This is a genomic window from Pseudoalteromonas sp. MER144-MNA-CIBAN-0113 (assembly GCF_040308965.1).
GTDB lineage: Bacteria > Pseudomonadota > Gammaproteobacteria > Enterobacterales > Alteromonadaceae > Pseudoalteromonas > Pseudoalteromonas tetraodonis.
This window is the reverse complement of sequence record NZ_JBEOOG010000021.1, coordinates 1-25,643: the sequence shown is the minus strand read 5'-3', so window position 1 is coordinate 25,643 and position 25,643 is coordinate 1. Positions and strand designations below refer to the sequence as shown.

The window sequence follows — 25,643 nt, the reverse complement described above, 5'->3', positions numbered from 1 at the left end:
ACGAATAGGCGTTTAAGCCGTATGCCTCTTCGCTTTGCGTCAGCAATAGCATCAAAGGAGCCGTCACATGGGTAAGCTGAGTTCTTCCTTGTGGCTTATATTGTTTGTTTTTTCGCAGAATGTGCTTGCTAATAGCCAATATAATATGCGTAAAGGCGTAACCGATATAAGTAATAATGTATACCAACTGCACATGACTATTTTTTTAATATGTTGTGTGATTGGGGTGATCGTGTTTGCCATTATGTTTTGGGCACTCATTCATCATCGCAAATCTAAAGGGGCTGTCCCTGCCCAATTCCATGAAAGCACCAAAGTAGAAATACTGTGGACTGCGATCCCTTTTGTCATATTAATTGTTATGGCCATTCCTGCGACTAAAACCTTAATTGCCATGGAGGATGCCAGCAAAGCTGATCTCACCATTAAAATTACAGGCTCACAGTGGAAGTGGCATTACGAGTATATGGGGGAGGACGTTGAGTTTTATTCCATGCTAGCTACACCTCAAAATGAAATAACCAACCTTGCTGATAAAAACCCGAATTATTTACTCGAGGTCGATAAACCGCTGGTACTACCAATTAATCAAAAAGTACGTTTTTTAATGACTTCAGATGATGTTATTCACTCATGGTGGGTGCCTGACTTTGCCGTTAAAAAAGATGCAAACCCTGGGTTTATTAATGAAACATGGACCAATATTAATGAGGTTGGTACTTACCGTGGGCAGTGTGCAGAGCTTTGCGGTAAAGATCATGGTTTTATGCCTGTTGTGGTAGAAGCTAAAACAGAAGAAGACTTCAAAACGTGGTTAGCAGAGGCTAAACAAGCCAAGCAAAAAGCAGCTGCAGCAGACGCTGCGTTATTAGACCAAGTTGTACCAAAAGAAGAGCTGATGGCGCTTGGTGAGCAGGTTTATATGGCGAGCTGCGCGGCGTGCCATCAGCCAACAGGATTAGGCTTGCCGGGTGTTTTTCCGGCTCTTAAAGGCAGCCCAATAGTCATAGGTGATATCAAAGGGCATATAGATATTTTGCTCCACGGTAAACCAGGTACGGCTATGCAGTCTTTCGCAAAGCAATTATCAATCAAGCAAATAGCAGCTGTTATTACCTATAAACGCAACGCGTGGGGTAATGACACTGGTGATGTAATTCAACCGAGCGAGATACAAGCGGCACTGGATGCTGATGGGGAGGCTAAATAATGAGTAGCATTGCAGAACAACCTAATACCAATGAGGCTCATCATGCCCATCAACCTGCCACAGGCTTTAAGCGCTGGTTATTTACAACCAACCATAAAGATATAGGTAGCTTATATTTAATTTTTTCACTCACCATGTTTTTAATTGGTGGGGCAATGGCGATGGTTATTCGAGCTGAGTTATTTCAGCCGGGCCTACAACTGGTTGATCCTCACTTTTTTAATCAAATGACCACAGTGCATGGTTTAATAATGGTGTTTGGTGCGGTTATGCCAGCCTTTACCGGCTTGGCAAACTGGATGATCCCGCTAATGATTGGTGCGCCAGATATGGCCTTACCGAGAATGAATAACTGGAGCTTTTGGATTTTACCGTTTGCGTTTTTAATCCTATTAGCTTCATTATTTATGCCTGGTGGTGGCCCTGCATTTGGTTGGACCTTTTACGCGCCGCTTTCCACCACTTATAGTAACGACAACACAGCAATGTTTGTATTTGCTGTGCATATTATGGGTATTAGTTCGATTATGGGGGCCATTAATGTGGTGGTCACCATAGTAAATATGCGTGCTCCGGGTATGACGTGGATGAAGCTGCCGTTATTTGTGTGGACATGGTTGATCACGGCGTTTTTACTTATTGCAGTTATGCCGGTACTTGCTGGTGCAGTTACTATGGTGCTCACCGATAAATACTTCGCGACCAGTTTCTTTGATGCCGCTGGTGGTGGCGATCCGGTGATGTTCCAACATATTTTTTGGTTTTTTGGTCACCCTGAAGTTTATATTATGATTTTGCCTGCCTTTGGCATTATTTCTACGATTGTTCCCACCTTTTCACGTAAAAAACTATTTGGTTATGCCTCTATGGTGTATGCCACCTCCTCCATTGCCTTGTTGAGCTTTATTGTGTGGGCGCATCATATGTTTACCACTGGTATGCCCGTGGCGGGTGAGTTGTTTTTTATGTACGCGACTATGCTGATATCGGTACCTACCGGCGTAAAAGTATTTAACTGGGTAGCGACTATGTGGCGCGGGTCTATTAGCTTTGAAGTGCCAATGCTGTTTAGTATCGCATTTATTGTGTTGTTTACTTTAGGTGGTTTTTCGGGGTTGATGCTAGCGATTACACCTGCCGATTTCCAATATCATGATACCTATTTTGTGGTTGCACACTTTCATTATGTACTCGTAACGGGCGCGGTGTTTTCTATTATGGCGGGGGCTTATTATTGGCTGCCAAAATGGACCGGAAACATGTTCAATATTACCTTAGCAAAATGGCATTTTTGGTTGTCGTTAATAAGTGTAAATGTGCTGTTTTTCCCAATGCATTTTGTGGGGTTAGCCGGTATGCCACGCCGTATTCCAGATTATGCGCTACAGTTTGCTGATTTTAACGCCATTATTAGTATAGGTGGGTTTGCCTTTGGTTTATCGCAATTATTATTTGTGGTGGTTGTGTATAAATGTGCAAAAGGGGGCGACAAAGTGCCTGCAAAAGTTTGGGATGGAGCTGAGGGGCTTGAATGGGAAGTTGATTCACCTGCGCCTTATCATACGTTCTCAACGCCGCCGGACATTAAATAATGACTCACTTGCCGTTATTAAAAAAGCTGGTGGTGATTTGCATTGCAATGTTTGCATTTGCATTTGCCATGGTCCCTTTGTATGACGTGTTTTGCGATATAACGGGGCTTAATGGTAAGCCCTCGTTAGAGCAGGCACAGCAAAGTACCTTGGTCACTGAAAATAGAGAAGTCAGCGTTAGTTTCACTACGCATGCGCAAAGTGGTGCGCCTTTTGAAGTTAAATCTAAAGAGTACAGTGTAGATGTAAAGCCTGGGGCTATGCGTGAAGTTAAGTTTAGCGCTAAAAATAACAGTAATGAAGATAAAGTAATGCAGGCTATACCGTCGGTAGCACCAGGAAAAGCGGCCAAGTATTTACACAAAATAGCGTGTTTTTGCTTTGATCAGCAACCGTTAAAGGCAGGTGAAGAGCTGGAGTTTACATTATTGTTTTATGTAGATACTGAATTACCCAGTGATGTAGAAGAGTTAACCCTGTCTTATACCGTATTTGATATTAGCGAGCGGCTAGTAGCCAGTAATAACTAGCTTATAAAACTAGTGAAAAACTAGGAGCAAATAAAATGAATCAAAAATATGAACATTATTATGTACCAGAGCAAAGTCCATGGCCAATAGTTGGGGCAGTTGCGTTATTTTTTATTGCGGTAGGCGCAGCCTTAACCGTAATGGATATGGGCAAAGAGGGTGGTAATGGCGTTTACTTGTTATACGTAGGTATAGCTGTACTCCTTTACATGCTGTTTAGCTGGTTTAAAAATGTCATACACGAGTCTGATCAAGGGCTTTATTCTGCACAAATGGACCGTTCTTTTAGGCAAGGTATGAGCTGGTTTATTTTTTCAGAAGTGATGTTCTTCATGGCATTTTTTGGGGCGCTTTTTTATGCTCGCATGTTTTCTGTGCCTTGGCTTGGAGGTGCGGATAACAACGCCATGACAAATGAAGTATTGTGGCCGACGTTTGAAGCCATGTGGCCATTGCTAAATACCCCAGGAGGCACTTCGACCCAAGCGATGGGCTGGCAAGGGTTGCCGCTTATCAACACCCTTATTTTGCTGGCCTCGTCGGTAACTTTACATTTTGCCCATGTGGCGATGGAAAATAATAAACGTACCCCACTCAAAGTATGCTTGGGAGCGACCATTTTACTCGGAGTGTGCTTTTTAGGGCTGCAGGTAGAAGAGTATATATATGCTTATAACGATCTTAACTTAACCCTTGATGCGGGCATTTATGGCAATACCTTCTTTTTGTTAACCGGCTTTCACGGCATGCACGTCACCTTAGGAACAATTATTTTATTGGTGGTGTTTTTACGCATTATGAAAGGACATTTCACTAAAGATAAGCACTTTGCCTTTCAAGCTGCAGCTTGGTACTGGCATTTTGTTGATGTTGTTTGGCTGTGTTTGTTTGTATTTGTGTATGTGCTTTAGTGATTAAGGGAGACTGATTTGCCTTAATAAAACCAAGTTTTAGTGCGGCAATCACCATCACTAATACCACAACAGAAAATAACACCCGACGCCCTAAAAAGTGAGACATAGGGCGTCCATTGGTTTTCCCTGACACCATAATTAATAAAGCACGAAATAAATTAAATAATATAAATAATAACAGTAGAACAATAATAATTTTAATAATCACTGGATTATACCCTTATGCAGTTAGTTGTATTTAACAAACAAAAGCTTAGCTCAATAATAACAATTTGCTTGGTTGTTATTGTGGTATTGGTTTGTGTGCGACTAGGGTTTTGGCAATTACAGCGAGCAGAACAAAAGCAACAGCAGCTTAGTGCCATTGAAAATATACAACAACATGGCGTAATGAGCTGGGCAGAGTTACAACAGCTGCCAAAAGAGTGGAACAAAACCGGTGTATTGGTTTCGTTAAATGGTTATTTTGACACTAATAATTATTGGTTGCTTGATAATCAAATCTATAATGGTCAGGTTGGTTACGACTTACTGGCATTATTAAAACTGTCTGATGAATCACGCTTTTTGTTAGTGAACTTAGGCTGGGTAAAAGCAGAACGTTCAAGAGAAATCCTACCAAACGTAACAATACCTAGTGGTAAATTTACGTTAACGGCACAAATTAAAGAAGATAATTTAAGTGGCTTTACCTTAGCCAATAACAATACTCAGTCGGATTTAGCCAAACGAATTCAAATCATTGATTTACAAGCATTGAGTAGCCAATCTAATCGCCCTTTAGTGAATTTTATGGCTTACCGCCAAGGTCAAGCTGATGAAATTGCTGCCCCTCATTATGAAGCCGTTGTTATGAGTCCAGAAAAACATTATGCCTACTCAGTACAGTGGTTTTTAATTGCGGTTGCCTGTGTGGTGGTCGCTATTTTTGCAAGCAGGAAGAGGATAGATAATGAAAAATAAACCCCTGTTACTCTTTGCTGTGTGCTGCGCTATTCCCTTAGTGCTGGCTTACAGCGCGTTAAAACTTGATTGGCTACCTACAGCAATTACTAACCATGGTGAATTTTTAGAGCGTGAAATTAAGCTAGACAATTGGGCGCAGCATAATCCTAAGCAATGGACCATCGCTTTAAATTATTCAGCACAATGCAAAGCGTCTTGCACAGAGCAATTAGCCGCTTTAGACAATTTATATGTTGCCCTTGGCAAAAACCAACACAAAGTTGATATGGCTATTATGGGACAGCCTGAGCTAGTTACAACGCGTTGGCATGTTATTGATGAGCAACAGCAGTTAAAACCTGCCAGTTTGTATTTAATCGATCATATGGGGCTAATTGTACTGGAGTATCCATTTAGTTCTCAACCACAAGAAAACCGTTTGATCCAAAAAGGGTTATTAAAAGATCTAAAAAAATTACTCAATTACTCTCGTTCGAGCTAAGTAGAGGATGCTATGTATAAAAACTATAAAAATTTGGTATTAGCAACGAGTTTATTCGCATTAATTGTGGTGGCTCTGGGCGCATACACGCGTTTAAGTGACGCAGGGCTTGGTTGTCCCGATTGGCCTGGTTGTTATGGCTTTTTAACCGTGCCTAAACACGAAGCAGAGATTGCACAAGCGATTCAAAGTTATCCCGATATGATATTTGAAAAAGCAAAAGCATGGAAAGAAATGATCCATCGCTACTTTGCAGGCACGCTTGGGGTATTAATTTTAGTGTTGTTTATTTTAGCTTTTCTAAAGCGTCAGTACCCAACCACGCCTGTAAGGTTGCCTATGATATTGCTGCTGCTTGTTATTTTTCAGGCCGCATTAGGTATGTGGACGGTTACTATGAACCTACAGCCGCTTATAGTTATGGGGCATTTGCTCGGAGGATTTAGTATTTTAGCGTTATTAACGCTATTGTATTTGCGTCTGACCAGCCAACCTATTACGGGTGGTGATGCGGGCGCAAAACCTCACTTTAAATTAAGCCTCGTGGCATTAACGGTACTGATTTTACAAATCGCCCTTGGTGGTTGGTTAGCGGCTAATTATGCGGCTCCACATTGTAATGGCTTACCGCTGTGTAGTTACGCTCAGCCTTTTTCATTCAGTAGTGTCTTTCAGCTCCCCCTTGAGCACAGTAATTATGAATTTGGTGTGTTGTCGCAACAGGCGCGTATGTCTATTCATTTACTGCATCGAATATGGGCCTTAGTTACTTGCATTGTTTTAGCCTTGGTGATGTGGCGTATATACAGTCATGCCTATTCGCAAAAAATTAAAAGCTGTACGGTGAGTGTGTTAGTGGCGTTATTCTGCCAGATAGCTTTAGGGTTAGCCGTGGTGCATTTTCATTTTCCGTTAGGCGTGGCACTGGCGCATAACTTAATGGCTGCCATACTGTTATTAACTATGGTTAGGTTATGTTATTACCTAAAAGTACGTACTTAGAGGGGAATGATTATGGCACTTACAATTAATAAAAAAGCAATGCAGCCCGTTTACAGCGCATCGTTATTGACTAAAAGTTACCACTTAATCCAAGATTATTTGGCAATAAGTAAATTTAAAGTAGTGGCTATGCTAGTGTTAACAGCATGGGTTGGCTTAGCGCTAGCCCCTGATGTTGGCAGAGGTGTTGGGGTTCAGTTCATCAGTTTATTAGGGATTGGATTACTCTCTGCGGCCGCCGCAGTCATCAATCATGTGGTTGATAGCGAAATTGATAGCAAAATGGCACGCACCCGCCATCGCCCTGTTGCTAAAGGGCGTTTAAGTAAATTACATGCACTGAGCTTTGCTGCTGTGATTGGCGTTGCGGGCTTTATTATGCTGATGTTGTGGGCAAATACGCTCACAGCCATACTGACCTTATTTGCACTTGTTGGTTATGCGTTTATTTATACGTCATTTTTAAAACGTGCCACACCACAAAATATAGTTATAGGGGGATTAGCCGGTGCAATGCCTCCATTACTCGGTTGGGTGTCTGAAACAAATCAAATGGCGGCAGCCCCTTGGTTGCTGGTGATGATTATATTTACCTGGACCCCACCTCATTTTTGGGCGCTCGCCATCGCGCGTAAAAGTGATTATGAGCGGGCTAAAATCCCCATGTTACCGGTCACCCATGGTATCGATTTTTGTAAAACATGCGTGCTTGCATATTCGGTATTACTCGCCATTGTATGTGTGTTTCCTTATTTGATTGGCATGTCAGGGCTTATTTATCTAAGCGGGGCATGTCTTCTCAATATTGTATTTATATACAAAGCAATTAACTTAAAGTTTGCCGCCAAAGAAGACACTGCGATGGATTTATTTCGTTTTTCGATTATTCATTTGATGATACTATTTATCATCTTATTTATAGATAAATGGCTAGTTATATGAAGCAGTTATGGTGTGGTTTAGTTGTTTTTTCAGTACTCTTTTTATCGGCCTGTAGTGATAAAAAAAATTTACAAGATCTTGATGCGTTAGTTTATGAAACCGCAAAACCGTTATCTGACTTTTCGTTGAGTGATCAACAAGGGAAGTTAGTAACCAAACAGCAGTTTTTAGGCCAGTGGAATTTAGTGTTTTTAGGTTACACAAGTTGCCCTGATATTTGCCCGATGACGCTAGCTAAGCTCAACAATGCCTATAAAAATTTGCAGGCTGAGTATCCACTACAAGTATGGTTTATATCTGTTGATCCTAAACGTGATATTGCTCAAAAACGTAAAGAGTACATAGATTACTTTAATCCAGATTTTTTAGCTGTATCAGGTGAACATAAAGACTTATTTCCATTTGTCCGCGAGCTTGGATTAATTTACGCAATTAGTGATAGTAATGAATCCGACTATGCGGTGGATCATAGTGCATCTGTTGCCCTTGTTGATGGCAGTGGCGCACTAAGAGCTATTTTTAAGCCTGAATTTAAACAAGGAGATGTGCCTTTGGTTAATACTACAAAATTAACCGCAGAATTTATTAAAATAGCCGAATACTACAAAAACTAGCTTTTAAAGGTTTTACGATTTTAAAGGGGCTTTATGCCCCTTTTCGCGTTTTTTATTAACGGTTTTTAATTAATTAGTTATTTTTTAGTCGTTTTTATGGCGTTTTCATTATCTCGGTCTAAGCTTTTGTTATGGATTGAGTTGATAAGGAAAAGCTTAAAAAATGCTTAAACTACCAAACGAACTTTCAATTGTTCATGTTGAAGTTTTACATCAAGATTTATTAAGCGAACTTAATAATAGCCGAGATATTTGCTTAGATATTAGCGATGTAATGTCTGCTGATACGGCCTCGGTTCAACTTTTATGTGCCCTACAAAAACATCTCCTTACTATTAATCAAAAAATTGCCTGGGTTGGCAGTAGTGATGCATTAACCAATGCCATTGATCAACTCGGTTTAAGTGAATACCTAGCACCAGAAAGTACTAATTAGAGGTCTATATGAAAAGAATATTAGCTGTAGATGATTCTGCATCAATGCGTCAAATGGTGAGTTTTACGTTAAAAACAGCAGGGTTTGATGTTACCGAAGCCAAAGACGGTAGTGAGGCATTAGCGATTGCCAAGCAGCAAGGTTTTGATGCAGTTATTTCTGATGTAAATATGCCTGTTATGGATGGGATCACGCTTATTAGAGAGTTAAGAGGGCTTCCGAATTACAAGTTTACACCGCTACTTATGTTAACCACAGAATCGGGTATGGATAAAAAGGTAGAAGGGAAAGCTGCTGGGGCAACAGGGTGGATTGTAAAGCCCTTCAATCCAGATCAACTATTAGCCGTGCTAAAAAAAGTAATCCGCTAACCTAGGAGTGCACTGTGAGTATTGATTTAAGCCAGTTTTTTGAAGTGTTCTTTGAAGAGAGTTTTGAAGGCCTCGATGTTATGGAGACTGAATTACTCAACTTAGTGCCGGGCGAAGAAGACTTAGAAACCATTAATACTATTTTTAGGGCTGCCCATTCTATTAAAGGAGGCAGTGCTACCTTTGGGTTTAATTCAATCGCAAACTTCACTCATGTTCTAGAAACATTACTGGATCAAATACGTGAAGGTCAGCGAAATATAAGCAGTGAACATATTAACTTATTACTTAAATCAGTAGATTGTTTAAGAGCCTTGTTGCATTCGCTTAAAGTACAGGAAGAGCCTGATTTAAGCCAAGCTGACTCATTACGAGAGCAGTTTGAAAGATTACTTGGCATGCCTGAAAGTGAAGCCGTAGTGGCAGAAGCCAGTGTTGAACAGGTCATTATTAATACTTATCAAATTGATTTTAAACCGCATTTTCATTTGTTTAAAACGGGTAACGAACCGCTGTTTATGATCAGTGAATTAGCTGAACTTGGTGAATTGGAAGTACAAGCGTTTACAGATGTCATACCTGATATTAAAGATTTAACGACCGATGAATGCTTTTTATATTGGCGATTTTTCTTAAACACTGACCGTGACGATCAAGCAATTAGAGAAATTTTTGAGTGGGTTGAGGACGATGCCGATATTAAAATTGAGCTTTGCGGTGGCTTATTTAATGATGGTAAAGCAGCAGAAGCTGCAGTGGTCAACGAACCTGTTATTGAAACACCAAAAACGGTTGTTGAACCCAAAACCAATAAACCAAAAGCACCAACCAGTGCAAAAGCAGCGCCTGAGTCAACTTCCATTCGTGTTGGCATTGATAAGGTCGACTCACTGATTAATATGGTTGGAGAGTTGGTCATTACCCAAGCGATGCTAAATCAGCTTAGCGAACAAGAAATGACGCCTACCACGGTGACCTCGCTTCAAGAGGGGCTTGCGCAATTAGCGCATAACACCCGCGACTTACAAGAAAACGTGATGCGTATTCGCATGCTGCCAATTAACTTTGTGTTCAGTCGTTTTCCACGTTTAGTACGTGATATTGCCCAAAAGCTTAATAAAGAGGTGGAGTTAAAGCTGATAGGAGAACAAACAGAATTAGATAAAACCGTTATGGAAAAAATATCCGATCCTATGGTGCATTTAGTAAGAAACTCATTGGATCATGGTATTGAAACGGTAGAAAAACGTATTGCAGCAGGAAAAGATCCTGTGGGTAAGGTTACATTAAATGCCTTTCATCAGGGCGGCAATATCGTCATTGAAATTATGGATGATGGCCAAGGTCTTAACACTCAAAAGATCAAAGAAAAAGCGATTACCAATGAAGTGATCGCCGCTGACAGTGAGCTAACAGATGATGAAATTAACGAACTCATTTTTATGCCAGGATTTTCTACCGCTGATGAGGTCAGTGACTTATCTGGCCGTGGTGTGGGTATGGATGTGGTTAAGCGTAATATTCAATCATTAAATGGCTCGGTAGAAGTGACATCTGCTGCTGGAATTGGTTCTACTTTTACTATTCGGCTACCGCTCACTTTAGCTATTTTAGATGGGCAATTAGTCAAAGTAGCCAAGCATACTTACATTATTCCACTGATCTCGATTGTAGAATCGTTGCAAATTGATATTGCAAAAGTAAGCCGTGTTGGTAAAGACCTAGATGTACTCAGATTACGTGATGAATACATTCCTATTTTACGTTTATACGACATTTTTAATCACCAAAATGCCATTGAATCGTTAGATAAAACCTTACTAGTTGTCGTGGAAAACGATAATCAAAAAGTAGGGTTACTTGTCGACGATTTACTTTCACAACAGCAGGTGGTTATAAAAAGCTTAGAGGCTAATTACCACAAAGTGGATGGTGTGTCGGGGGCAACGATTTTAGGTGATGGGCGTGTTTCGTTAATTTTAGATATTAGCGGCTTGATAAAGCTTTCAGGGTTAAAAAAGCCAGGTAGCCAAGCATTGAGTATTGAGCCATCGACCATCTTGGAGGATTCATGTTCTCTGAATCAATAGCATTAAATAGCAATATTGAACTACAGCGCAAAGAGGGCATTAAGCAGTTTCTCACCTTTATTATGGCTGAAGAAGAGTACGGAGTAGATATATTAACGGTGCAAGAAATTCGTAGCTGGGAAGATATAACCGCACTGCCAAATGCCCCTGAGTACGTAAAAGGCGTGATTAATTTACGCGGCACCATTGTGCCAATTATTGATTTACGATTGCGCTTTGGTTTACCCACCATTGAATATGGACCGTTAACGGTAGTCATTATTGTAAAAGTTGAGTTTGAGCAAGAAAGTAAAGTGATGGGGATCACGGTAGACGCCGTAGCGGATGTTTACAGTATTGCTGAGCAAGACGCTAAAGCAGTGCCGAGTTTAACCCAAACAAATGAAAGTGAATATGTCGCAGGACTAGTGAATGTGGGCGATAAAATGGTCGCGCTAATTAACTTGCAGGCAACCATGAATATTTAGCGGTAATAGTAACTAAATAAAGCAAATAACTTAAAGGTGGTGATAAGCATGGGATGGTTTAGTAATTCAAAACAGTCTAAATCAAGCAATGATTTGATCATAAATGCATTGCATAAATCATTAGCAATAATTGAATTTGAGCCTAATGGAAGAATTATTACTGCCAATGTTAATTTTCTTCGTGTAATGGACTATTCACTTGCTGAGATTCAAGGCCAGCACCATACTTTATTTGTTAGCCCTAGCGAAACGCAAAGTGATGAATATCGTCAATTTTGGCAGCGTTTGAACGCGGGTGAATTTATTTCAGATGAATTTAAGCGTATTGGAAAACATGGCAAAGAAGTCTGGATCCAAGCAACATACAATCCTGTTATAGACTCGCAAGGGCAAGTACTTAAAGTCGTTAAATTTGCAACAGACATTACTGAGCAAAAGTTAAAAGCGGTTGAAGCTGCAGGCCAAATTACCGCAATCAGTAAGTCACAAGCGGTTATTGAGTTTAATTTAGATGGAACCATTATTGGCGCTAATGATAATTTTTTAAAAACATTTGGTTATCAGGCAAATGAAATACAAGGGCAGCATCATAGATTGTTTGTTACTTCTGAATATGCAAATAGCCAAGAATATCAAGCGTTTTGGGATAAACTTGGGCGTGGCGAGTATGACAGTGGTGAGTATTTAAGAATAGGTAAACAAGGCGAGGAAATTTGGATATATGCCTCTTATAATCCTATTTACGATATGAATGGTAAGCCATTTAAAGTGATTAAGTACGCCACCGATATCACAGCGCAAAAAGAGCTAGAAAAAACCTCTAAAAAAGCGGCCGACTTGGCTAACGCATTAAAAGTATGCCAAGCAAGTGTGATGATTGCTGATAAAAATTTAAACATTATTTTTGTGAATGACTGCATCAAGCAAATGTTTAAAGCACGTGAAAAAGAGTTGCAAACTGTTTTACCTAGTTTTTCAGTCGCTGGGTTAATGGATATCCGTGTTGATGAGTTTCATCAGGAACTAGCTAATCAGCAAGAGCGACTAAAAAACTTAGATGCTCCTTATAAAACTACGTTGAATTTGGCTGGTCTTATTTTTGACATCATTGCTTCTCCTTGGACAAATCAAGATGGCAAGTGCTTAGGTACTATTGTTGAATGGCAAGATATTACTGATGAGGTGTCTAAAGCGGATGCTGAACGTGCTAGAGCGCAAGAAAACTTACGTGTTCGCCAAGCATTAGATACCGTGGCAACCAATACCATGATTGCTGATGCCTCGAATGTCATTGTGTATATGAATAGCGCAGTGAGAAATATGATGAGTGTTGCGCAAAATGATATACGCACTGACTTACCTAACTTTGATAGCAAAAACTTACTTAATCAAAGTATTGATATATTTCATAAAAATCCAGCCCATCAGCAAAATATGTTGGCTAAGTTAACGGATACCTACAGCACCGAAATTAAAGTGGGCGGCAGAACCTTTGGTTTAGTGGCAAACCCTATAATCACCACAGACAATGAGCGTATTGGGACGGTAGTTGAGTGGGAAGACAGAACCGCAGAAGTTGCTATTGAAAAAGAAATTGCTCAATTAGTCGGCGCAGCAAGCAAAGGTGATTTAAATGCACGAGTAGCTGAGCAAGGTAAAGATGGCTTTTTCTTACGTTTAGCTCAGGGTCTTAATAGTTTAGTTAAAGTGGTTGACGATGCGGTAACTGATACTGGCAATATGCTCGATGCCATGGCCACTGGTGATTTATCTAAACGGATTGAAAAAGAATACCAAGGCTCGTTTGAAAAACTGAAAACAGATGCAAATGCGACAGCAGATAAACTAACTGAGGTTATTAACCGAATTAATACATCAGCCACTTTGGTGGCCAGTGGGGCTGAAGAAATTTCACAAGGCAATGCTGATTTAAGCCAGCGCACAGAAGAGCAAGCGTCATCGTTAGAGGAAACAGCCTCTAGCATGGAAGAAATGACCAGTACGGTTCGCCAAAACGCCGATAATGCCAAAGTGGCAAATGACTTAGCTGAAGAAACCTGTGATAAGGCGATTCAGGGTGGAGAAGTGGTTAATAAAGCGGTAACCAGCATGTCTGCGATTAATGAATCGAGTAAGAAAATTGCCGACATCATTGGAGTGATAGACGAAATAGCATTCCAAACCAATTTGCTTGCACTTAATGCTGCCGTAGAGGCTGCTAGAGCCGGTGAGCAAGGCCGAGGTTTTGCGGTTGTTGCAGGTGAAGTACGTAACTTAGCGCAGCGCTCGGCAGGGGCAGCGAAAGAAATTAAAGAGCTAATTAGAGACAGTGTTGGCAAAGTTGCTGACGGTAGCGCGCTTGTGAATGAGTCAGGTGTGACGTTACAAGAGATTGTGGTATCGGTGAAACGCGTAACACAAATGATAGCCGATATTACCCAAGCCTCTGAAGAGCAAAGTGCAGGTATTGAGCAAGTAAATAAAGCTGTATCGCAAATGGATGAAATGACCCAGCAAAATGCGGCATTAGTTGAACAAGCATCGGCTGCAGGTGAATCAATGGCGGAACAAGCAAATGAAATGCGCCGTTTACTGCACTTTTTCTCATTAGGCCAGCAAGATATGGCAGTGGTATCGCCTGTTATTCGCACACCTGAAATATCTCATCAGCAACAAAATAGCTTCGTTAGTAATAAAAGCAAAGGTGAAAATTTTGTAGACTCGGCTGAAGAGTGGGAGGAGTTTTAAACTCACTTTAGTTAGGTTCACCTGCAATGTATGCGTGAACCTCGCTTTATTTTTAAATGAGAGCAAATAATGAAAGAGTTTTTATTAACGGATAGTGATTTTAAGGAAGTGGCTCATTTAGTTTATAACGCCTGCGGTATTGTACTAGGAGAGCATAAGCGAGAGATGGTCTACTCACGCTTGGCAAGACGAATTCGTGAGCGAAAATTAACAAACTTTTCAAGCTACCTCGATTACTTAAAAAATCATAAAGATCAGGAGTTTGATGCATTTATCAATGCCATTACCACTAATCTAACCTCTTTTTTTCGTGAAATGCATCATTTTGAGTTTATAAAAGATCAGTTAATACCAACCCTGTTAAAGACAAATAAACAGACTAAGCGCGTTCGAATTTGGTCTGCAGGCTGCTCTACCGGTGAAGAGCCCTATAGTTTAGCAATGACGCTGCAAGGAGCTTTTCCAAGTGATTGGGATGTGAAGATATTAGCCACTGATCTTGACTCTAATGTACTGGCGAAGGCGCAAAGTGGTATTTATACCGCAGCGAACGTAAATGGTCTTGATGATGCTTTACTAAAACGCTGGTTTTTAACCAGTAAAGATGGGCAAAGTTATAAGGTTAAACCTAAGCTGCAGCAATGTATTTCATTTAAGCGTTTAAACTTATTACAAGACTGGCCAATGAAAGGCCCGTTCGACTTGATTTTGTGCCGAAATGTAGTGATTTACTTTGATAAAGAGACAAAGGATCAGCTTTTTAACCATTATGCCGATATTCTTAATGACCAAGGTTATTTATTTTTAGGGCATTCAGAAACCATGGGTAAAGAGCATGTTTTATTTAAAAACTTAGGGAAAACCATGTATCAAAAAGTAGCCCATGCACATGCAATTTAAGCCAGTATTAGCGGGTTTTGAGCATATTAAACGCTATTGGGACGCCTCGCGAGATCGTGTGGTCGCTAAGGTATTACCAGGTGAGTTTTATGTTTCTAAAAATGATGAGCTAATCACCACCGTACTAGGATCGTGTATTGCTGCCTGTGTTTACGACGATAAGCTAGGCATAGGCGGGATTAACCACTTTATGCTACCAATTCAAAAAGGTGAGCGAATTGAGCAAGCGCATAGTTTAAGTTGTCGTTACGGTAATTGGGCTATGGAATATTTAATTAATGAAGTGCTTAAAAATGGCGCATCCCGGGCAAACTTAAAAGTAAAACTGTTTGGGGGAGGCAAAATAATTAGCGCCATGACAGATATTGGTATTGGCAATATCAGTTTTGCCAATGCATATATAGCAGAAGAAGCGCTAAATTTAGTGGCGCATGATATGGGCGGGCCTTGGCCACGAAAAATATTTTTTAATCCTCATAATGGAAAAGTACAAGTTAAAAAGCTACGTAACTTACACAATGATACGATTGAAAAACGTGAAGTGCGTTACTTACATAATCTTGAACAACAAACAAAAGCCACTGATATAGAGCTGTTTTAAGGATGGCTATGATTAAAGTATTAATAATTGATGACTCGGCACTGATCAGACAATTGCTGACAGAGATACTGCAACAGGCAAAAGATATTGTGGTAGTAGGGGGTGCACAAGACCCATACGAAGCCCGAGAGATGATCAAAAAATATAATCCGGATGTACTAACGTTGGATGTTGAAATGCCAAAAATGGACGGCATTATTTTTTTAAAAAACCTGATGCGCTTACGTCCTATGCCGGTTGTGATGATTTCTACACTCACACAAAAAGGTTCACCCATTACGCTTGAAGCGCTTGAGATTGGTGCAGTTGACTTTATTGCTAAGCCAACAGTTAACGTTAAGGAGCAAATGAGTCAATATGCTGATATTGTTCAGCAAAAAGTCAGAGTGGCAGCCAGTGCACGGGTTCGAGGCTATAAAAAAAATAGTGCTGTAGCAGAACCTATCCCCACTAATGCCGAATTTTTAGTAAATAAAGTGATTGCGATTGGTGCGTCAACCGGAGGCACGGAGGCGATAAAAGAAGTACTTATACGCATGCCAAAAAACTGCCCACCCATTGTAATAACGCAGCATATTCCTCCTGTATTTAGTACCTCATTTGCAGAGCGAATGCAGCGCACTTGTACCATTAACGTAAAAGAGGCACAACAAGGCGATAAGCTGGTAGCAGGATGCGCTTATATAGCTCCCGGCGGGCTACATTTACGCATTAGCAAACAAGGTAGTGCATTATATTGTCAGCTTGATGATGGTGAACCTGTAAATAGGCATAAGCCCGCAGTAGATGTACTGTTTAACTCATTACTTGAAATTGGTGCTAAGTATATTGTTGCCACACTATTAACCGGTATGGGAAGTGATGGCGCGAAAGGTTTACTGGCGTTAAAACAACAAGGGGCTTATACATTGGCACAAGATGAGTTTTCGTCTGTGGTATGGGGAATGCCCAAGGCTGCTATTGATATCGGGGCTGCAAATGAGGTCGTACCGCTGGATAAAATGACCCAGCGGTTATTAAATCAAGTGATTAAAAAATAGAATTTAATTGATCACCCAAGGCTGTGAAAACCAATAATAACTGCCTGCTTTTTTTATTGATGGGGCGGTGCAGTTAAAGCGAGAGCGGCCTTTATTAAGCTGCTTTGGCGAGGTCACCTCAACCGTATTATCGTTTAACCAATTTAAATTAGCTTGTCCAATGCTTGATACATAACAGGCAAATTGGCTTTTATGAAAGTCATCAGTCTCTAGATTTATAGTTAACGACGGTGGATTTTGTGTGGTTACACTATCTTTATAGGTTAGTTTATTAATAGTAAAAGCAGTTGAATTGAGCTTGGTAATTAAAGTATCTAATGTGCTATAAAAACCAGATGCGGGAAAACGTGGTAAACGGCTAAAATTAGAATGTTGATTAACTGCACCAGAGTGCTGACCAATGCCAATAAAGCCTAGTTCAGTAACGAGAGCTTGTAGCTGATTGTTAAACTCTCCGTATGGATAGGCAAGGTATTTATAATCATGGCCTATTTCTTCTTTAATACGCTGCTGTGAACTAAGAATGTCGTTTTTAGTGCGTTCACGCCATTGGCTTTGTGTTTCATTTTCGCGCTTTTTATGCAGATAGTTATGCTCGGCACTATGGTTGGCAATAAGGGCGCCTTTTTTTGCAAGCTCTCTGAGCTTATCCCATCCCATCACATAACCCGCTTGTTCATCAATGAATTTTGGGTTTACAAAAATAGTGTACGGATAGCCAAATTTCTCAAGAATAGGCGCAGCTTGTTCGTAGTTATTGTTGTATCCATCATCAAAAGTAATCGCGAGCGTTTTATCGTCTAAAGCCTTACCTTGTTTTAATGCGCTAATCAGCTCGTTTAATGGAATAACGTTAAAGTTATGCTCTTTTAAATAATTTAAGTGTTTAGTAAAAGTGTTGGCGCTTACACTGGTCACCGCGGGAAGGGTTTCACTGACGTGATGATACTGTAGAATAACAGCTGCTTGCGCACGTAAAGAACCACAAATCAGGAACAATAATACTAAATGAAACAATTTCTTATACATAATAAAGCACACCATAAAAGCTTGTTGTTGTTAGCCGGTCCAATGATATTATCAAATATTACTGTGCCGTTGTTAGGAATTGTTGATACGGCAGTGATTGGTCACCTGGGGAGTGCGCATTATTTAGCGGGAATTGCCTTAGGTTCTACCGTGATCTCCATTTTATTTTGGCTTGCTGGTTTTTTAAGAATGAGCACCACTGGGCTGGTGGCACAGGCTTACGGTAAAAATGATTTAACTCAGCTTGCAGCTTTACTTAAGCGCAGTTTGTTATTGGCCAGCAGCGTAGCTCTAATTCTGATTTTATTATCCCCCCTTATAAAACATGCCATTGCGTATTTATCTGCTGCCAATAGTGATGTGCTCAATGAGGCCTATCGGTATTTTAGTATTCGTATTTTTAGCGCCCCAGCAGCGCTATGTAACTTAGTATTATTAGGCTGGATGCTCGGCGTTCATTATGGGCGAGGGCCATTTTATTTATTGTTAGTCACTAATATTACCAATATTGTACTCGACATTTATTTTGTAGTTTATCTTGATTGGGCGGTTGCAGGGGCGGCTTGGGCATCATTAATAGCGGATTACACGGCTTTAATTTTTGCTTTGCTGTTAGTGGTTCAGCTAGCTAAAAAACAGGGCATAAGTTTAGCGGTTGCAAATTGGTTTAGCATAGAAAAAATGGCAGGATTATTAAGTTTAAATCGCGATATTTTTATTCGCTCTTTAGTATTGCAGTTATGTTTTAGCTTTATGACCTTTTATGCTGCACGTATAGGTGAAACTACATTGGCAGCCAATGCGGTACTACTCAACTTTTTAATGTTGGTCAGCTTTGCACTTGATGGAATTGCTTATGCGAGCGAGGCAAAAGTAGGCCAAGCGAAAGGTCAACAAAGTGTTGAAAAGATAAGGCTATGGGTAAAAATAAGCGTATTTTGGGGCATGTTGTTTGGCATTTTGTATAGTGTATTTTTTATATTATTTGGCAGCTCTATTATAAAGCTGTTGACTAATGTACCTGAGGTTATTGAAGAAGCTACTCATTACTTACCGTGGGTAATTGTGCTGCCAATTTTAGCGATGAGTTGTTTTTTGTTTGATGGTATATTCGTTGGTTTAACACGTGCTAAAGCAATGCGAAATAGTATGCTGTTATCGGCGACAATAGGTTTTTTTGGGGTGTTTTGGCTATTTAAGGAATGGCAAAATAATGGCTTATGGTTGGCAATGAGTTGCTTTATGCTAATGCGGGGTGTAACACTTATAATTAAATATCAGCAGCTAAAAACTAATAATCAATTACTTGATTAAACCGTTATTTCCACAGATCGGGGTCGTTATTTTTGGCAGGGATGTTTTTCAATACTTGCGAAAAACGATTGGCAAAAATACCCGCGTAGCCCCAGAATGCAAAAAACAATGCCGGCGCTAAAATTACTATGCCAATTACTTGTAAACTATAATGACTGTAATAACCCAAAGTGATAAACATCACGGCCAGCACAAACAGTGCTAGGCCGCGAAAAAAGCGCTTTAGACTCAACTTAGGGTCGCTCCCTAAGCGGTAAATGAGTGGCTTTAGCATAGTGGATTAATACTTAGTAATAAGAGTGCTCGCCAGCTTCGTGATCGGTTATGTCAGCCACACCGGTGATCTCATCAAACTTAGCAATCATTTCTTTTTCAATGCCTTCTTTTAGTGTGACATCAATCATAGAGCAACCATTACAACCACCACCAAATTGAAGTACAGCAATACCAGCAGCGGTGATCTCTACTAAGCTTACTTGGCCGCCATGATTTGCAAGTTGTGGGTTAACTTCTGTTTCTAACATGTGTTGAACGCGTTCATTTAGGCTTGCGTCTTCACCTAGCTTACGTGCTTTAGCATTAGGCGCTTTTAGAGTTAGCTGCGTGCCCATTTTGTCAGTAACAAAATCAATTTCAGCTTCGGCTAAAAAAGGCGCGCTTTCGGCATCAACAACAGCGTCAAAACCGTTAAAGTTTAGACGAATATCGCTCTCTTCTACCGCGTCTTCTGGACAATAAGAAACACCACATTCAGCTTGTGATGTACCAGGATTAACAACAAACACACGAATATTCGTTTGTTGAGATTGATCTGCTAATAGCTTAGCAAAATGCGCTTGCGCTGTTTCGGAAATTGAAATCATAAAACCGTCTATACTTGACTAAATTACTCGGATACTGCATATCATACTCCGCTCATCGTGTTGCGGCTAGTGTTGAACGTAAAAAGTTGGCATCTATTTTAAGCAATGGTAGCGTGCAATTAACAAACATTTTTAGAGTGATTTATATGCGGTTTATATTAACAGTAGTGGTGATACTAGCCAGTTTTTCAAGTGTGGCAAAGCCCCTGTCGTATTATTTTGAGCAACAGGTTGAATTTGATCCCAGCATTCCAACACCTGAAAAAGTACTTGGTTATCAAGTGGGTGAATGGCATGTAAGGCATGATCAGCTTGTACGCTATATGGAAATTTTGGCTCAAAAAAGCGATCGAATTAATTTTGAAGTAATAGGCCGTACCCACGAGCAGCGCCCACTAGTTATGCTCACTATTACCGCAGCTAACAAACTAAAAAATATAGAACAAACTCGCCAAGCACACTTAGCTCGCCTAAATAACTCAAACAATAAATTAGCAGAGCAGCCAAGCGTTGTGTGGATGGGTTATAGCGTTCATGGTAACGAATCGTCAGGGAGTAATGCTGCCTTGCTAGTGGCTTATTATTTAGCAGCCGCGCAAGGTGATGAAATAAATGAGCTACTTAACAACACTGTGATTTTACTCGACCCGTCGCTTAACCCAGACGGCTTAGCACGTTTTGCTAATTGGGCTAATAGTAATCGTGGAATGAACTTATCGTCAGATCCGCAAACGCGTGAGCATGTAGAGAGCTGGCCAAGTAGCCGTACCAATCATTACTGGTTTGATTTAAATCGTGATTGGCTTTTACTGCAGCACCCTGAGTCGCGAGCGCGTATAGCCAAGTTTCATTATTGGAAACCTAATATTTTAACTGACTTTCATGAAATGGGACCAAACAGTAGCTACTTTTTTCAACCAGGGATCCCAAGTCGTAAACACCCCATTACCCCTGAAGAAAATGTGAGCTTAACCAAAGCAATTGCAAATTATCATGCAAAAACTTTAGATGAAAACAACGCACTGTATTTTACAGAAGAAAGCTTTGATGACTTTTATTATGGCAAAGGTTCAACTTACCCTGATGTAAATGGTGGTGTCGGTATTTTATTTGAACAAGCAAGTTCTCGTGGCCATATTCAAGAAACGATCAATGGCCCGCTAACTTTTGCGTTTACGATTAAAAACCAACTTTTAACGAGCTTATCAACGTTTAAAGCGGCGATTGATAACCGCCAAGCTTTACTTGAGTATCAGGCTAACTTTTATAACAAAGCGGTTGAGCTTGCCAAAGATGAAGACTATCAAGGTTATATTGTTCAAGGTGGGGAAGACAAAACACGTACTAACGATTTTTTAAGCATACTTAAACAGCACCAAATTAATGCTTATCCAGTTAAAGAGGGACTAAAAGCTGAAGGTAAAAACTTTACCGCTAATAGCTATTTTGTGCCGCTTGCGCAACCACAATACCGATTAGTTAAAGCTATTTTTAGTGAACAGCAAAACTTTGCCGATAACACTTTTTACGATGTATCAGGTTGGACATTAGCGCATGCGTTTAATTTACCATTTGCTAAAGTAAACAGCCGCTGGGGATTAGAGGTTGATACTACGGCTTGGCAAAAAGCAAAACAGCCTGTTTTAACGCCGCTAACTAAAAACTATGCCTACGGATTTGCTTGGGACGACATGCTTGCCCCAAAAATGCTCAATAGTCTGTTACAGCAAGGTATTAAAGCACGTGTTGCATTAAAACCATTAACCGCAACATCAACGAGTAATGAGATAAATTTTGATGCTGGCAGTATTATTATCCCTGCAGGACTGCAAACAGAGACTGATTGGGTGGCAAAGCTAAATCAAGCACAAAGCCAATTTGATATTGAAATTAAGCCAATTACCACAGGCTTAACCAGTAAAGGTGCCGACTTAGGCTCGCGCTCTATGGCGGTTGTTTCTGCGCCTAAGGTGTTATTGGTTGGCGGTAAAGGGGTTAGCCAATATGAAGCAGGTGAAGTGTGGTATTACCTAGATCGCTTTGTAGGCGTAGCGCCTACCATTGTTGAAATGAACCGTTTAGCGTCTTTAGAGCTCAGTAATTACAGCCATATTGTTTTGGCGCATGGCGATTATTCGACGTTATCTGATACCGACAAAGTGGCAATTAAAAGCTGGGTGAGAAAAGGCGGCGTTATTTGGGGTCATAAAGGCGGGGCAAAGTTCTTAGCTGATCAGCAGTTATTAAAAGCAAACTACTTATCACGTAAAGATGTTGCCTGCGCATTTGATACTCAAGGTTTAAAATATGCAGACAAAGACCATCTAGCGGGTCGCCAGCGTATTGCAGGCGCTATATTTAATACTGATGTAGATACTACGCACCCACTGACGTTTTCATTTAAGCGTGACACTCTGCCAGTATTTAAAAACAGTACTTGGTTACTTGAAGCCTCGCAAGCGCCGTTTGTAAATATACTCACCTATACACAACAGCCGTTACTTGCTGGTTTTACTGATGCAGTTAATGTAGAGCAAGTGGCCGGCGGTGCTGCGCTAATGGCTCACTCTTATGGTCGAGGTAGTGTGATTGCGATGACAGACAACCCTGTATTTAGAGGTTACTGGTATGGTACCAGCCGATTATTAAGTAACGCTTTATTTTTCGGTCATACCTTTCGCGTCAGTGGTAACTAAATCTAAAGTGGCGTTAAACAGGTCGTAAATGCCCAGACTTGTTTAGCGCCCGCTTCTTTTAGCGACAAGGTGGCTGCATTGAGTGTTGCACCTGTGGTCATAATATCATCAATAATGACCACCGTTTTACCCTCTAAATTGGTAGTACATGAAAAAGCCTGCTGTAAATTTTTTATCCGCTTTGTTTTGCTCAGTTGTGACTGTGCCGAGGTGTTTTTATTGCGTATTAAAACATTATTCAAGACCTTAAAGGATGACAAACAAGGCTGCCATACTTGGGTAACCTGATTAAATCCTCGACTAAAAAAACGCGACTTGTGCAAAGGTAAAATAATAAATACAGCAGCAGCTAAATGCTGTTTATTAGTAAAAATAGTAAGTTGTTTTTTGATGACTTGCTGTAGTGCTTTTTTATAATGGATTTGATTATTAAATTTAAGCTGCTTTAACCATAAATCAAAAGGGGGCTGGTAAAAAGCACAGGCAAACAGCTTTTCAAAGTTGCAGTTAGGAAACATTTCTACAATATCAGGGCGGTAAAATAAATTGTTATGCTCGGCCAAATCTAGCAATGGCAAGTCATCTAAACAAAACTGACATAGTCCCAGTGAGCTGTGTATCTGATTCTGACACAACACGCAATACGAGGGAAACAGCCAATCAGTTAGGCTAAGTTTCATTCGCTGATTCTCCTCATTACAAACTCCCCCTAAAACGCTATCATAGATTTAAGTTTGGTTAAGGTTAGGCAAATATGCAAAATGAATGTGTGTTGTTACATGGTTGGGGAATGAGCCGAGGTGTGTGGCAGTTAATAAAACCAGAATTAGAGTTTTTATATTCAGGTAAAGTGCGTTGTTTGGATTTACCCGGTTATGGTGATCATGATGTCTCTTTGGAACCGTATACTTTACATGATGCAGCTCAGCTGGTGAGTCAGCAATTAAAACCACAATCTGTTTTGATGGGATGGTCTTTAGGCGGTTTGTTTGCCATTTATATTGCCAAACATTGGCCAGAAAAAGTGTCAAAAGTTATTTTAGTTGCCTCCACTCCTTTTTTTGTAGAGCAATTGCCCTGGGAAGGTATTAAACCTAAAGTGCTCACACAGTTTAAAGAACAGCTATTGCAAGAGCGTTCAAAAACGATAGATCGCTTTTTGGCGATTCAAGCGATGGGCAGTGAGTCGGCGCGAGATGATGTAAAACAGCTAAAACAACTATTGAGTCAGTCACCGCCGCCGAGTAACCAAGCATTAAGTGCGGGGTTAGATATACTGCAAAGTGAAGACTTACGTGAATTATTTTCTCACTGTCCCGTCGCGATTAGTGGAATTTTTGGGCGTTTAGACTCTCTCGTTCCTTATCGAGCAATTGAAAAAATGGTCGCACTTAATTCTGGCTTTGAGTACGAAGTGATAGACAAAGCATCCCATGCGCCATTTATTTCTCATAAAAACGAATTTTTATCTGCCGTTAAATCAATGCTTTGAAGCAAAGCCATGAATACAGCGGTTTAAAGCTTTATTTTGCGTGATTTTTGAGCGATAATTAAACAATATTTATTTGGTGGAGGTTTATTATTATGCCGATTGGATCTGTATTTAATAGCGGTGTTGAAGGGTTTAATAGAGCCAGCCAAGGTATTGAAAAGGCCAGCGCTGAGATTAACCGTGCCAGCATAGAGCAGCAAGATGATTCTCAATTAGCGCAGCAACGTCAATTAACGGCTGCTCGCCCTGAAGAAGCCGTAACCGCGCCGGTATCTCAACCTGCACGAATTGATGATGTATTAGTAAACTTAAAAGTTGAAGAGTTTAATGCCAAGGCTAACACGCAATCAATTCAAACTGCAGATGATGTACTAGGCACTTTAGTTGATATTAAAGTGTAATTCCTCATGAATATCGTCACGCCGTTTCCGTCTATCAATATAAACACTGCAAATGTTTATACGGAGACTGCTCGGCGTGACAATCAGTTACGTGAAGTCATTCCCCCAGCCGCTGCAAACACCGCCGGTAGTACTGAAAACAAAGCTCAAAGTGATGCAGAAAAAGCCAAACTACCTGGTAACAGCGATAGTTCAACTTATACTGCAAGCGGCAAAATTGCAGACAACAAAACTATTGAACAACGCGAAGGCAATGCTGATAGTGATCAAGATGATGCCGAGCAAGAAAAACAGCAAGCTGCCGAAGAAGTTAGTGAGCAAGAAGAGCTTCAACTTGAGCAAGAACAGCAACAAATTAAAGAGCTAAAAGCTCGCGATACCGAAGTTCGAACCCACGAGCAAGCGCATGCCGCTGTTGGTGGACAATATGCCGGTTCACCCAGTTACGAATACCAAAGAGGCCCCGATGGCACTAATTATGCCGTAGGTGGTGAAGTACCGATTGATGTTGGGGTTATCAATGGCGATCCGCAAGCAACCATCGATAAAATGCAAACGGTACGTGCTGCTGCACTAGCGCCAGCAGAACCCTCAGGTGCCGACAGAGCGATTGCGGCAGACGCCACACAGAAAATGGCTGCCGCACAAGCTGAGTTAGCTTCAGCTGATGACGAAGACAGCAGCGAAGATAAAAGCAGAATCAGTGCCTCGTTTTCTAATAGTGAAAGTTCAGAAGTAAAAACCGCTAAAAACGAAGAACAATCGCGTGATATTGAAGTTGAAGCGCGTGCAGGACGCATTGCTAGCTTTTATCAACTGGCCACATCCCCCGCGATTCAGAGCGAATTTTCAGCGCAAATTTAGCTGATTAACCTGAGCTTCGGATAAGAAATTACTAATTTAAAGGAACTAAATGCTCGTTCCATGATCCGATCATTCGACCA

27 protein-coding genes are annotated in these 25,643 nt (G+C 40.6%); 22 read left to right on the top strand and 5 right to left on the bottom strand.

Features of this window, described 5'->3' with window-relative positions; translation table 11 throughout:
* The first annotated feature begins 67 nt into the window (after window positions 1-67).
* The 4 genes from coxB to AAEY57_RS07665 are packed head-to-tail and all read left to right on the top strand — an operon-like array spanning window position 68 to window position 4,243.
* Window positions 68-1,210, top strand: a complete 1,143-nt coding sequence (coxB, locus tag AAEY57_RS07680) for a cytochrome c oxidase subunit II (protein WP_013466140.1) — start codon at window positions 68-70, stop codon at window positions 1,208-1,210.
* Window positions 1,210-2,802: a cytochrome c oxidase subunit I gene (gene ctaD, locus AAEY57_RS07675; RefSeq protein ID WP_028834828.1), complete on the top strand. Its 1,593-nt coding sequence runs from the start codon at window positions 1,210-1,212 to the stop codon at window positions 2,800-2,802. The genes coxB and ctaD overlap by 1 nt, the downstream gene beginning before the upstream one ends.
* The gene (locus tag AAEY57_RS07670) at window positions 2,802-3,332 is read left to right on the top strand and encodes a cytochrome c oxidase assembly protein (RefSeq protein ID WP_013466139.1); all 531 of its coding nucleotides are present in this window, start codon (window positions 2,802-2,804) and stop codon (window positions 3,330-3,332) included. The genes ctaD and AAEY57_RS07670 overlap by 1 nt, the downstream gene beginning before the upstream one ends.
* Before the next feature lie 35 nt (window positions 3,333-3,367).
* Window positions 3,368-4,243, top strand: coding sequence for a cytochrome c oxidase subunit 3 (locus AAEY57_RS07665; protein WP_028834829.1), 876 nt, complete (start codon window positions 3,368-3,370; stop codon window positions 4,241-4,243).
* On the opposite strand, the gene AAEY57_RS07660 is transcribed toward AAEY57_RS07665, so the two are convergent.
* The gene (locus AAEY57_RS07660; protein WP_081745118.1) at window positions 4,146-4,454 is read right to left on the bottom strand and encodes a DUF2909 family protein; all 309 of its coding nucleotides are present in this window, start codon (window positions 4,452-4,454) and stop codon (window positions 4,146-4,148) included. The two genes, AAEY57_RS07665 and AAEY57_RS07660, sit on opposite strands and share 98 nt — an antisense overlap.
* A gap of 14 nt (window positions 4,455-4,468) precedes the next feature.
* Here AAEY57_RS07660 and AAEY57_RS07655 point away from each other — a divergent pair, with 14 nt between their 5' ends.
* The 13 genes from AAEY57_RS07655 (at window position 4,469) to AAEY57_RS07595 (ending at window position 16,904) form a co-directional block, all read left to right on the top strand.
* Entirely contained in the window at window positions 4,469-5,209 is a 741-nt protein-coding gene (locus AAEY57_RS07655; protein ID WP_013466137.1) for an SURF1 family protein, read from the top strand.
* Window positions 5,199-5,693 carry a hypothetical protein gene (locus AAEY57_RS07650; RefSeq protein ID WP_013466136.1) on the top strand — a complete coding sequence of 165 codons (495 nt, stop codon included), beginning with the start codon at window positions 5,199-5,201 and terminating at the stop codon, window positions 5,691-5,693. The genes AAEY57_RS07655 and AAEY57_RS07650 overlap by 11 nt, the downstream gene beginning before the upstream one ends.
* A 12-nt stretch (window positions 5,694-5,705) precedes the next feature.
* On the top strand, window positions 5,706-6,695 hold the full coding sequence (locus AAEY57_RS07645) for a COX15/CtaA family protein (RefSeq protein WP_024602181.1): 990 nt from the start codon (window positions 5,706-5,708) through the stop codon (window positions 6,693-6,695).
* Between the two features lie 12 nt (window positions 6,696-6,707).
* A complete protein-coding gene (gene cyoE, locus AAEY57_RS07640) occupies window positions 6,708-7,637 on the top strand; it encodes a heme o synthase (protein ID WP_013466134.1) in 930 nt (309 codons plus the stop codon).
* Window positions 7,634-8,251, top strand: coding sequence for an SCO family protein (locus AAEY57_RS07635; protein ID WP_028834830.1), 618 nt, complete (start codon window positions 7,634-7,636; stop codon window positions 8,249-8,251). The genes cyoE and AAEY57_RS07635 overlap by 4 nt, the downstream gene beginning before the upstream one ends.
* Window positions 8,252-8,414: 163 nt before the next feature.
* A complete protein-coding gene (locus AAEY57_RS07630) occupies window positions 8,415-8,687 on the top strand; it encodes an STAS domain-containing protein (RefSeq protein WP_024602184.1) in 273 nt (90 codons plus the stop codon).
* Window positions 8,688-8,695: 8 nt separating this feature from the next.
* Window positions 8,696-9,058, top strand: coding sequence for a response regulator (locus tag AAEY57_RS07625; RefSeq protein WP_013466131.1), 363 nt, complete (start codon window positions 8,696-8,698; stop codon window positions 9,056-9,058).
* Between the two features lie 14 nt (window positions 9,059-9,072).
* Entirely contained in the window at window positions 9,073-11,148 is a 2,076-nt protein-coding gene (locus tag AAEY57_RS07620; protein WP_013466130.1) for a chemotaxis protein CheA, read from the top strand.
* Window positions 11,130-11,615 (top strand): chemotaxis protein CheW, encoded by a 486-nt coding sequence (locus tag AAEY57_RS07615; protein WP_013466129.1) that lies wholly within the window; start codon window positions 11,130-11,132, stop codon window positions 11,613-11,615. The genes AAEY57_RS07620 and AAEY57_RS07615 overlap by 19 nt, the downstream gene beginning before the upstream one ends.
* Window positions 11,616-11,663: 48 nt before the next feature.
* Window positions 11,664-14,363 carry a methyl-accepting chemotaxis protein gene (locus tag AAEY57_RS07610; RefSeq protein WP_350607278.1) on the top strand — a complete coding sequence of 900 codons (2,700 nt, stop codon included), beginning with the start codon at window positions 11,664-11,666 and terminating at the stop codon, window positions 14,361-14,363.
* A gap of 69 nt (window positions 14,364-14,432) precedes the next feature.
* A complete protein-coding gene (locus tag AAEY57_RS07605; protein WP_138764173.1) occupies window positions 14,433-15,263 on the top strand; it encodes a CheR family methyltransferase in 831 nt (276 codons plus the stop codon).
* The gene (gene cheD / locus AAEY57_RS07600) at window positions 15,247-15,864 is read left to right on the top strand and encodes a chemoreceptor glutamine deamidase CheD (RefSeq protein ID WP_138764172.1); all 618 of its coding nucleotides are present in this window, start codon (window positions 15,247-15,249) and stop codon (window positions 15,862-15,864) included. The genes AAEY57_RS07605 and cheD overlap by 17 nt, the downstream gene beginning before the upstream one ends.
* Window positions 15,865-15,872: 8 nt before the next feature.
* Window positions 15,873-16,904 (top strand): protein-glutamate methylesterase/protein-glutamine glutaminase, encoded by a 1,032-nt coding sequence (locus tag AAEY57_RS07595; protein ID WP_350607274.1) that lies wholly within the window; start codon window positions 15,873-15,875, stop codon window positions 16,902-16,904.
* A 3-nt stretch (window positions 16,905-16,907) separates the two neighbouring features.
* Here AAEY57_RS07595 and AAEY57_RS07590 read toward each other — a convergent pair whose 3' ends face one another.
* Entirely contained in the window at window positions 16,908-17,933 is a 1,026-nt protein-coding gene (locus tag AAEY57_RS07590; protein WP_350607272.1) for a polysaccharide deacetylase family protein, read from the bottom strand.
* Here AAEY57_RS07590 and dinF point away from each other — a divergent pair.
* Window positions 17,913-19,247: an MATE family efflux transporter DinF gene (dinF, locus tag AAEY57_RS07585; protein ID WP_076916068.1), complete on the top strand. Its 1,335-nt coding sequence runs from the start codon at window positions 17,913-17,915 to the stop codon at window positions 19,245-19,247. The two genes, AAEY57_RS07590 and dinF, sit on opposite strands and share 21 nt — an antisense overlap.
* A 4-nt stretch (window positions 19,248-19,251) precedes the next feature.
* Here the strand turns inward: dinF and AAEY57_RS07580 are convergent, their stop codons facing one another.
* Both AAEY57_RS07580 and nfuA read right to left on the bottom strand, forming a co-directional pair.
* Window positions 19,252-19,521 carry a hypothetical protein gene (locus AAEY57_RS07580; RefSeq protein WP_350607270.1) on the bottom strand — a complete coding sequence of 90 codons (270 nt, stop codon included), beginning with the start codon at window positions 19,519-19,521 and terminating at the stop codon, window positions 19,252-19,254.
* A gap of 13 nt (window positions 19,522-19,534) precedes the next feature.
* Window positions 19,535-20,110, bottom strand: a complete 576-nt coding sequence (nfuA, locus tag AAEY57_RS07575; protein ID WP_013466120.1) for a Fe-S biogenesis protein NfuA — start codon at window positions 20,108-20,110, stop codon at window positions 19,535-19,537.
* Window positions 20,111-20,256: 146 nt separating this feature from the next.
* Here nfuA and AAEY57_RS07570 point away from each other — a divergent pair, with 146 nt between their 5' ends.
* Window positions 20,257-22,806: a M14 metallopeptidase family protein gene (locus AAEY57_RS07570; protein ID WP_350607268.1), complete on the top strand. Its 2,550-nt coding sequence runs from the start codon at window positions 20,257-20,259 to the stop codon at window positions 22,804-22,806.
* A 2-nt stretch (window positions 22,807-22,808) separates the two neighbouring features.
* Here AAEY57_RS07570 and AAEY57_RS07565 read toward each other — a convergent pair whose 3' ends face one another.
* A complete protein-coding gene (locus tag AAEY57_RS07565; RefSeq protein WP_350607266.1) occupies window positions 22,809-23,486 on the bottom strand; it encodes a ComF family protein in 678 nt (225 codons plus the stop codon).
* 74 nt (window positions 23,487-23,560) lie between these two features.
* Between AAEY57_RS07565 and bioH the strand changes: the two genes are divergently transcribed.
* The 3 genes from bioH to AAEY57_RS07550 all read left to right on the top strand — a co-directional run bounded on the left by bioH (window position 23,561) and on the right by AAEY57_RS07550 (window position 25,563).
* On the top strand, window positions 23,561-24,298 hold the full coding sequence (bioH, locus tag AAEY57_RS07560) for a pimeloyl-ACP methyl ester esterase BioH (RefSeq protein ID WP_350607264.1): 738 nt from the start codon (window positions 23,561-23,563) through the stop codon (window positions 24,296-24,298).
* Between the two features lie 92 nt (window positions 24,299-24,390).
* Window positions 24,391-24,699 (top strand): hypothetical protein, encoded by a 309-nt coding sequence (locus tag AAEY57_RS07555; RefSeq protein WP_350607262.1) that lies wholly within the window; start codon window positions 24,391-24,393, stop codon window positions 24,697-24,699.
* A gap of 6 nt (window positions 24,700-24,705) precedes the next feature.
* Window positions 24,706-25,563, top strand: a complete 858-nt coding sequence (locus AAEY57_RS07550) for a putative metalloprotease CJM1_0395 family protein (protein WP_350607260.1) — start codon at window positions 24,706-24,708, stop codon at window positions 25,561-25,563.
* Window positions 25,564-25,643: the final 80 nt, after the last annotated feature.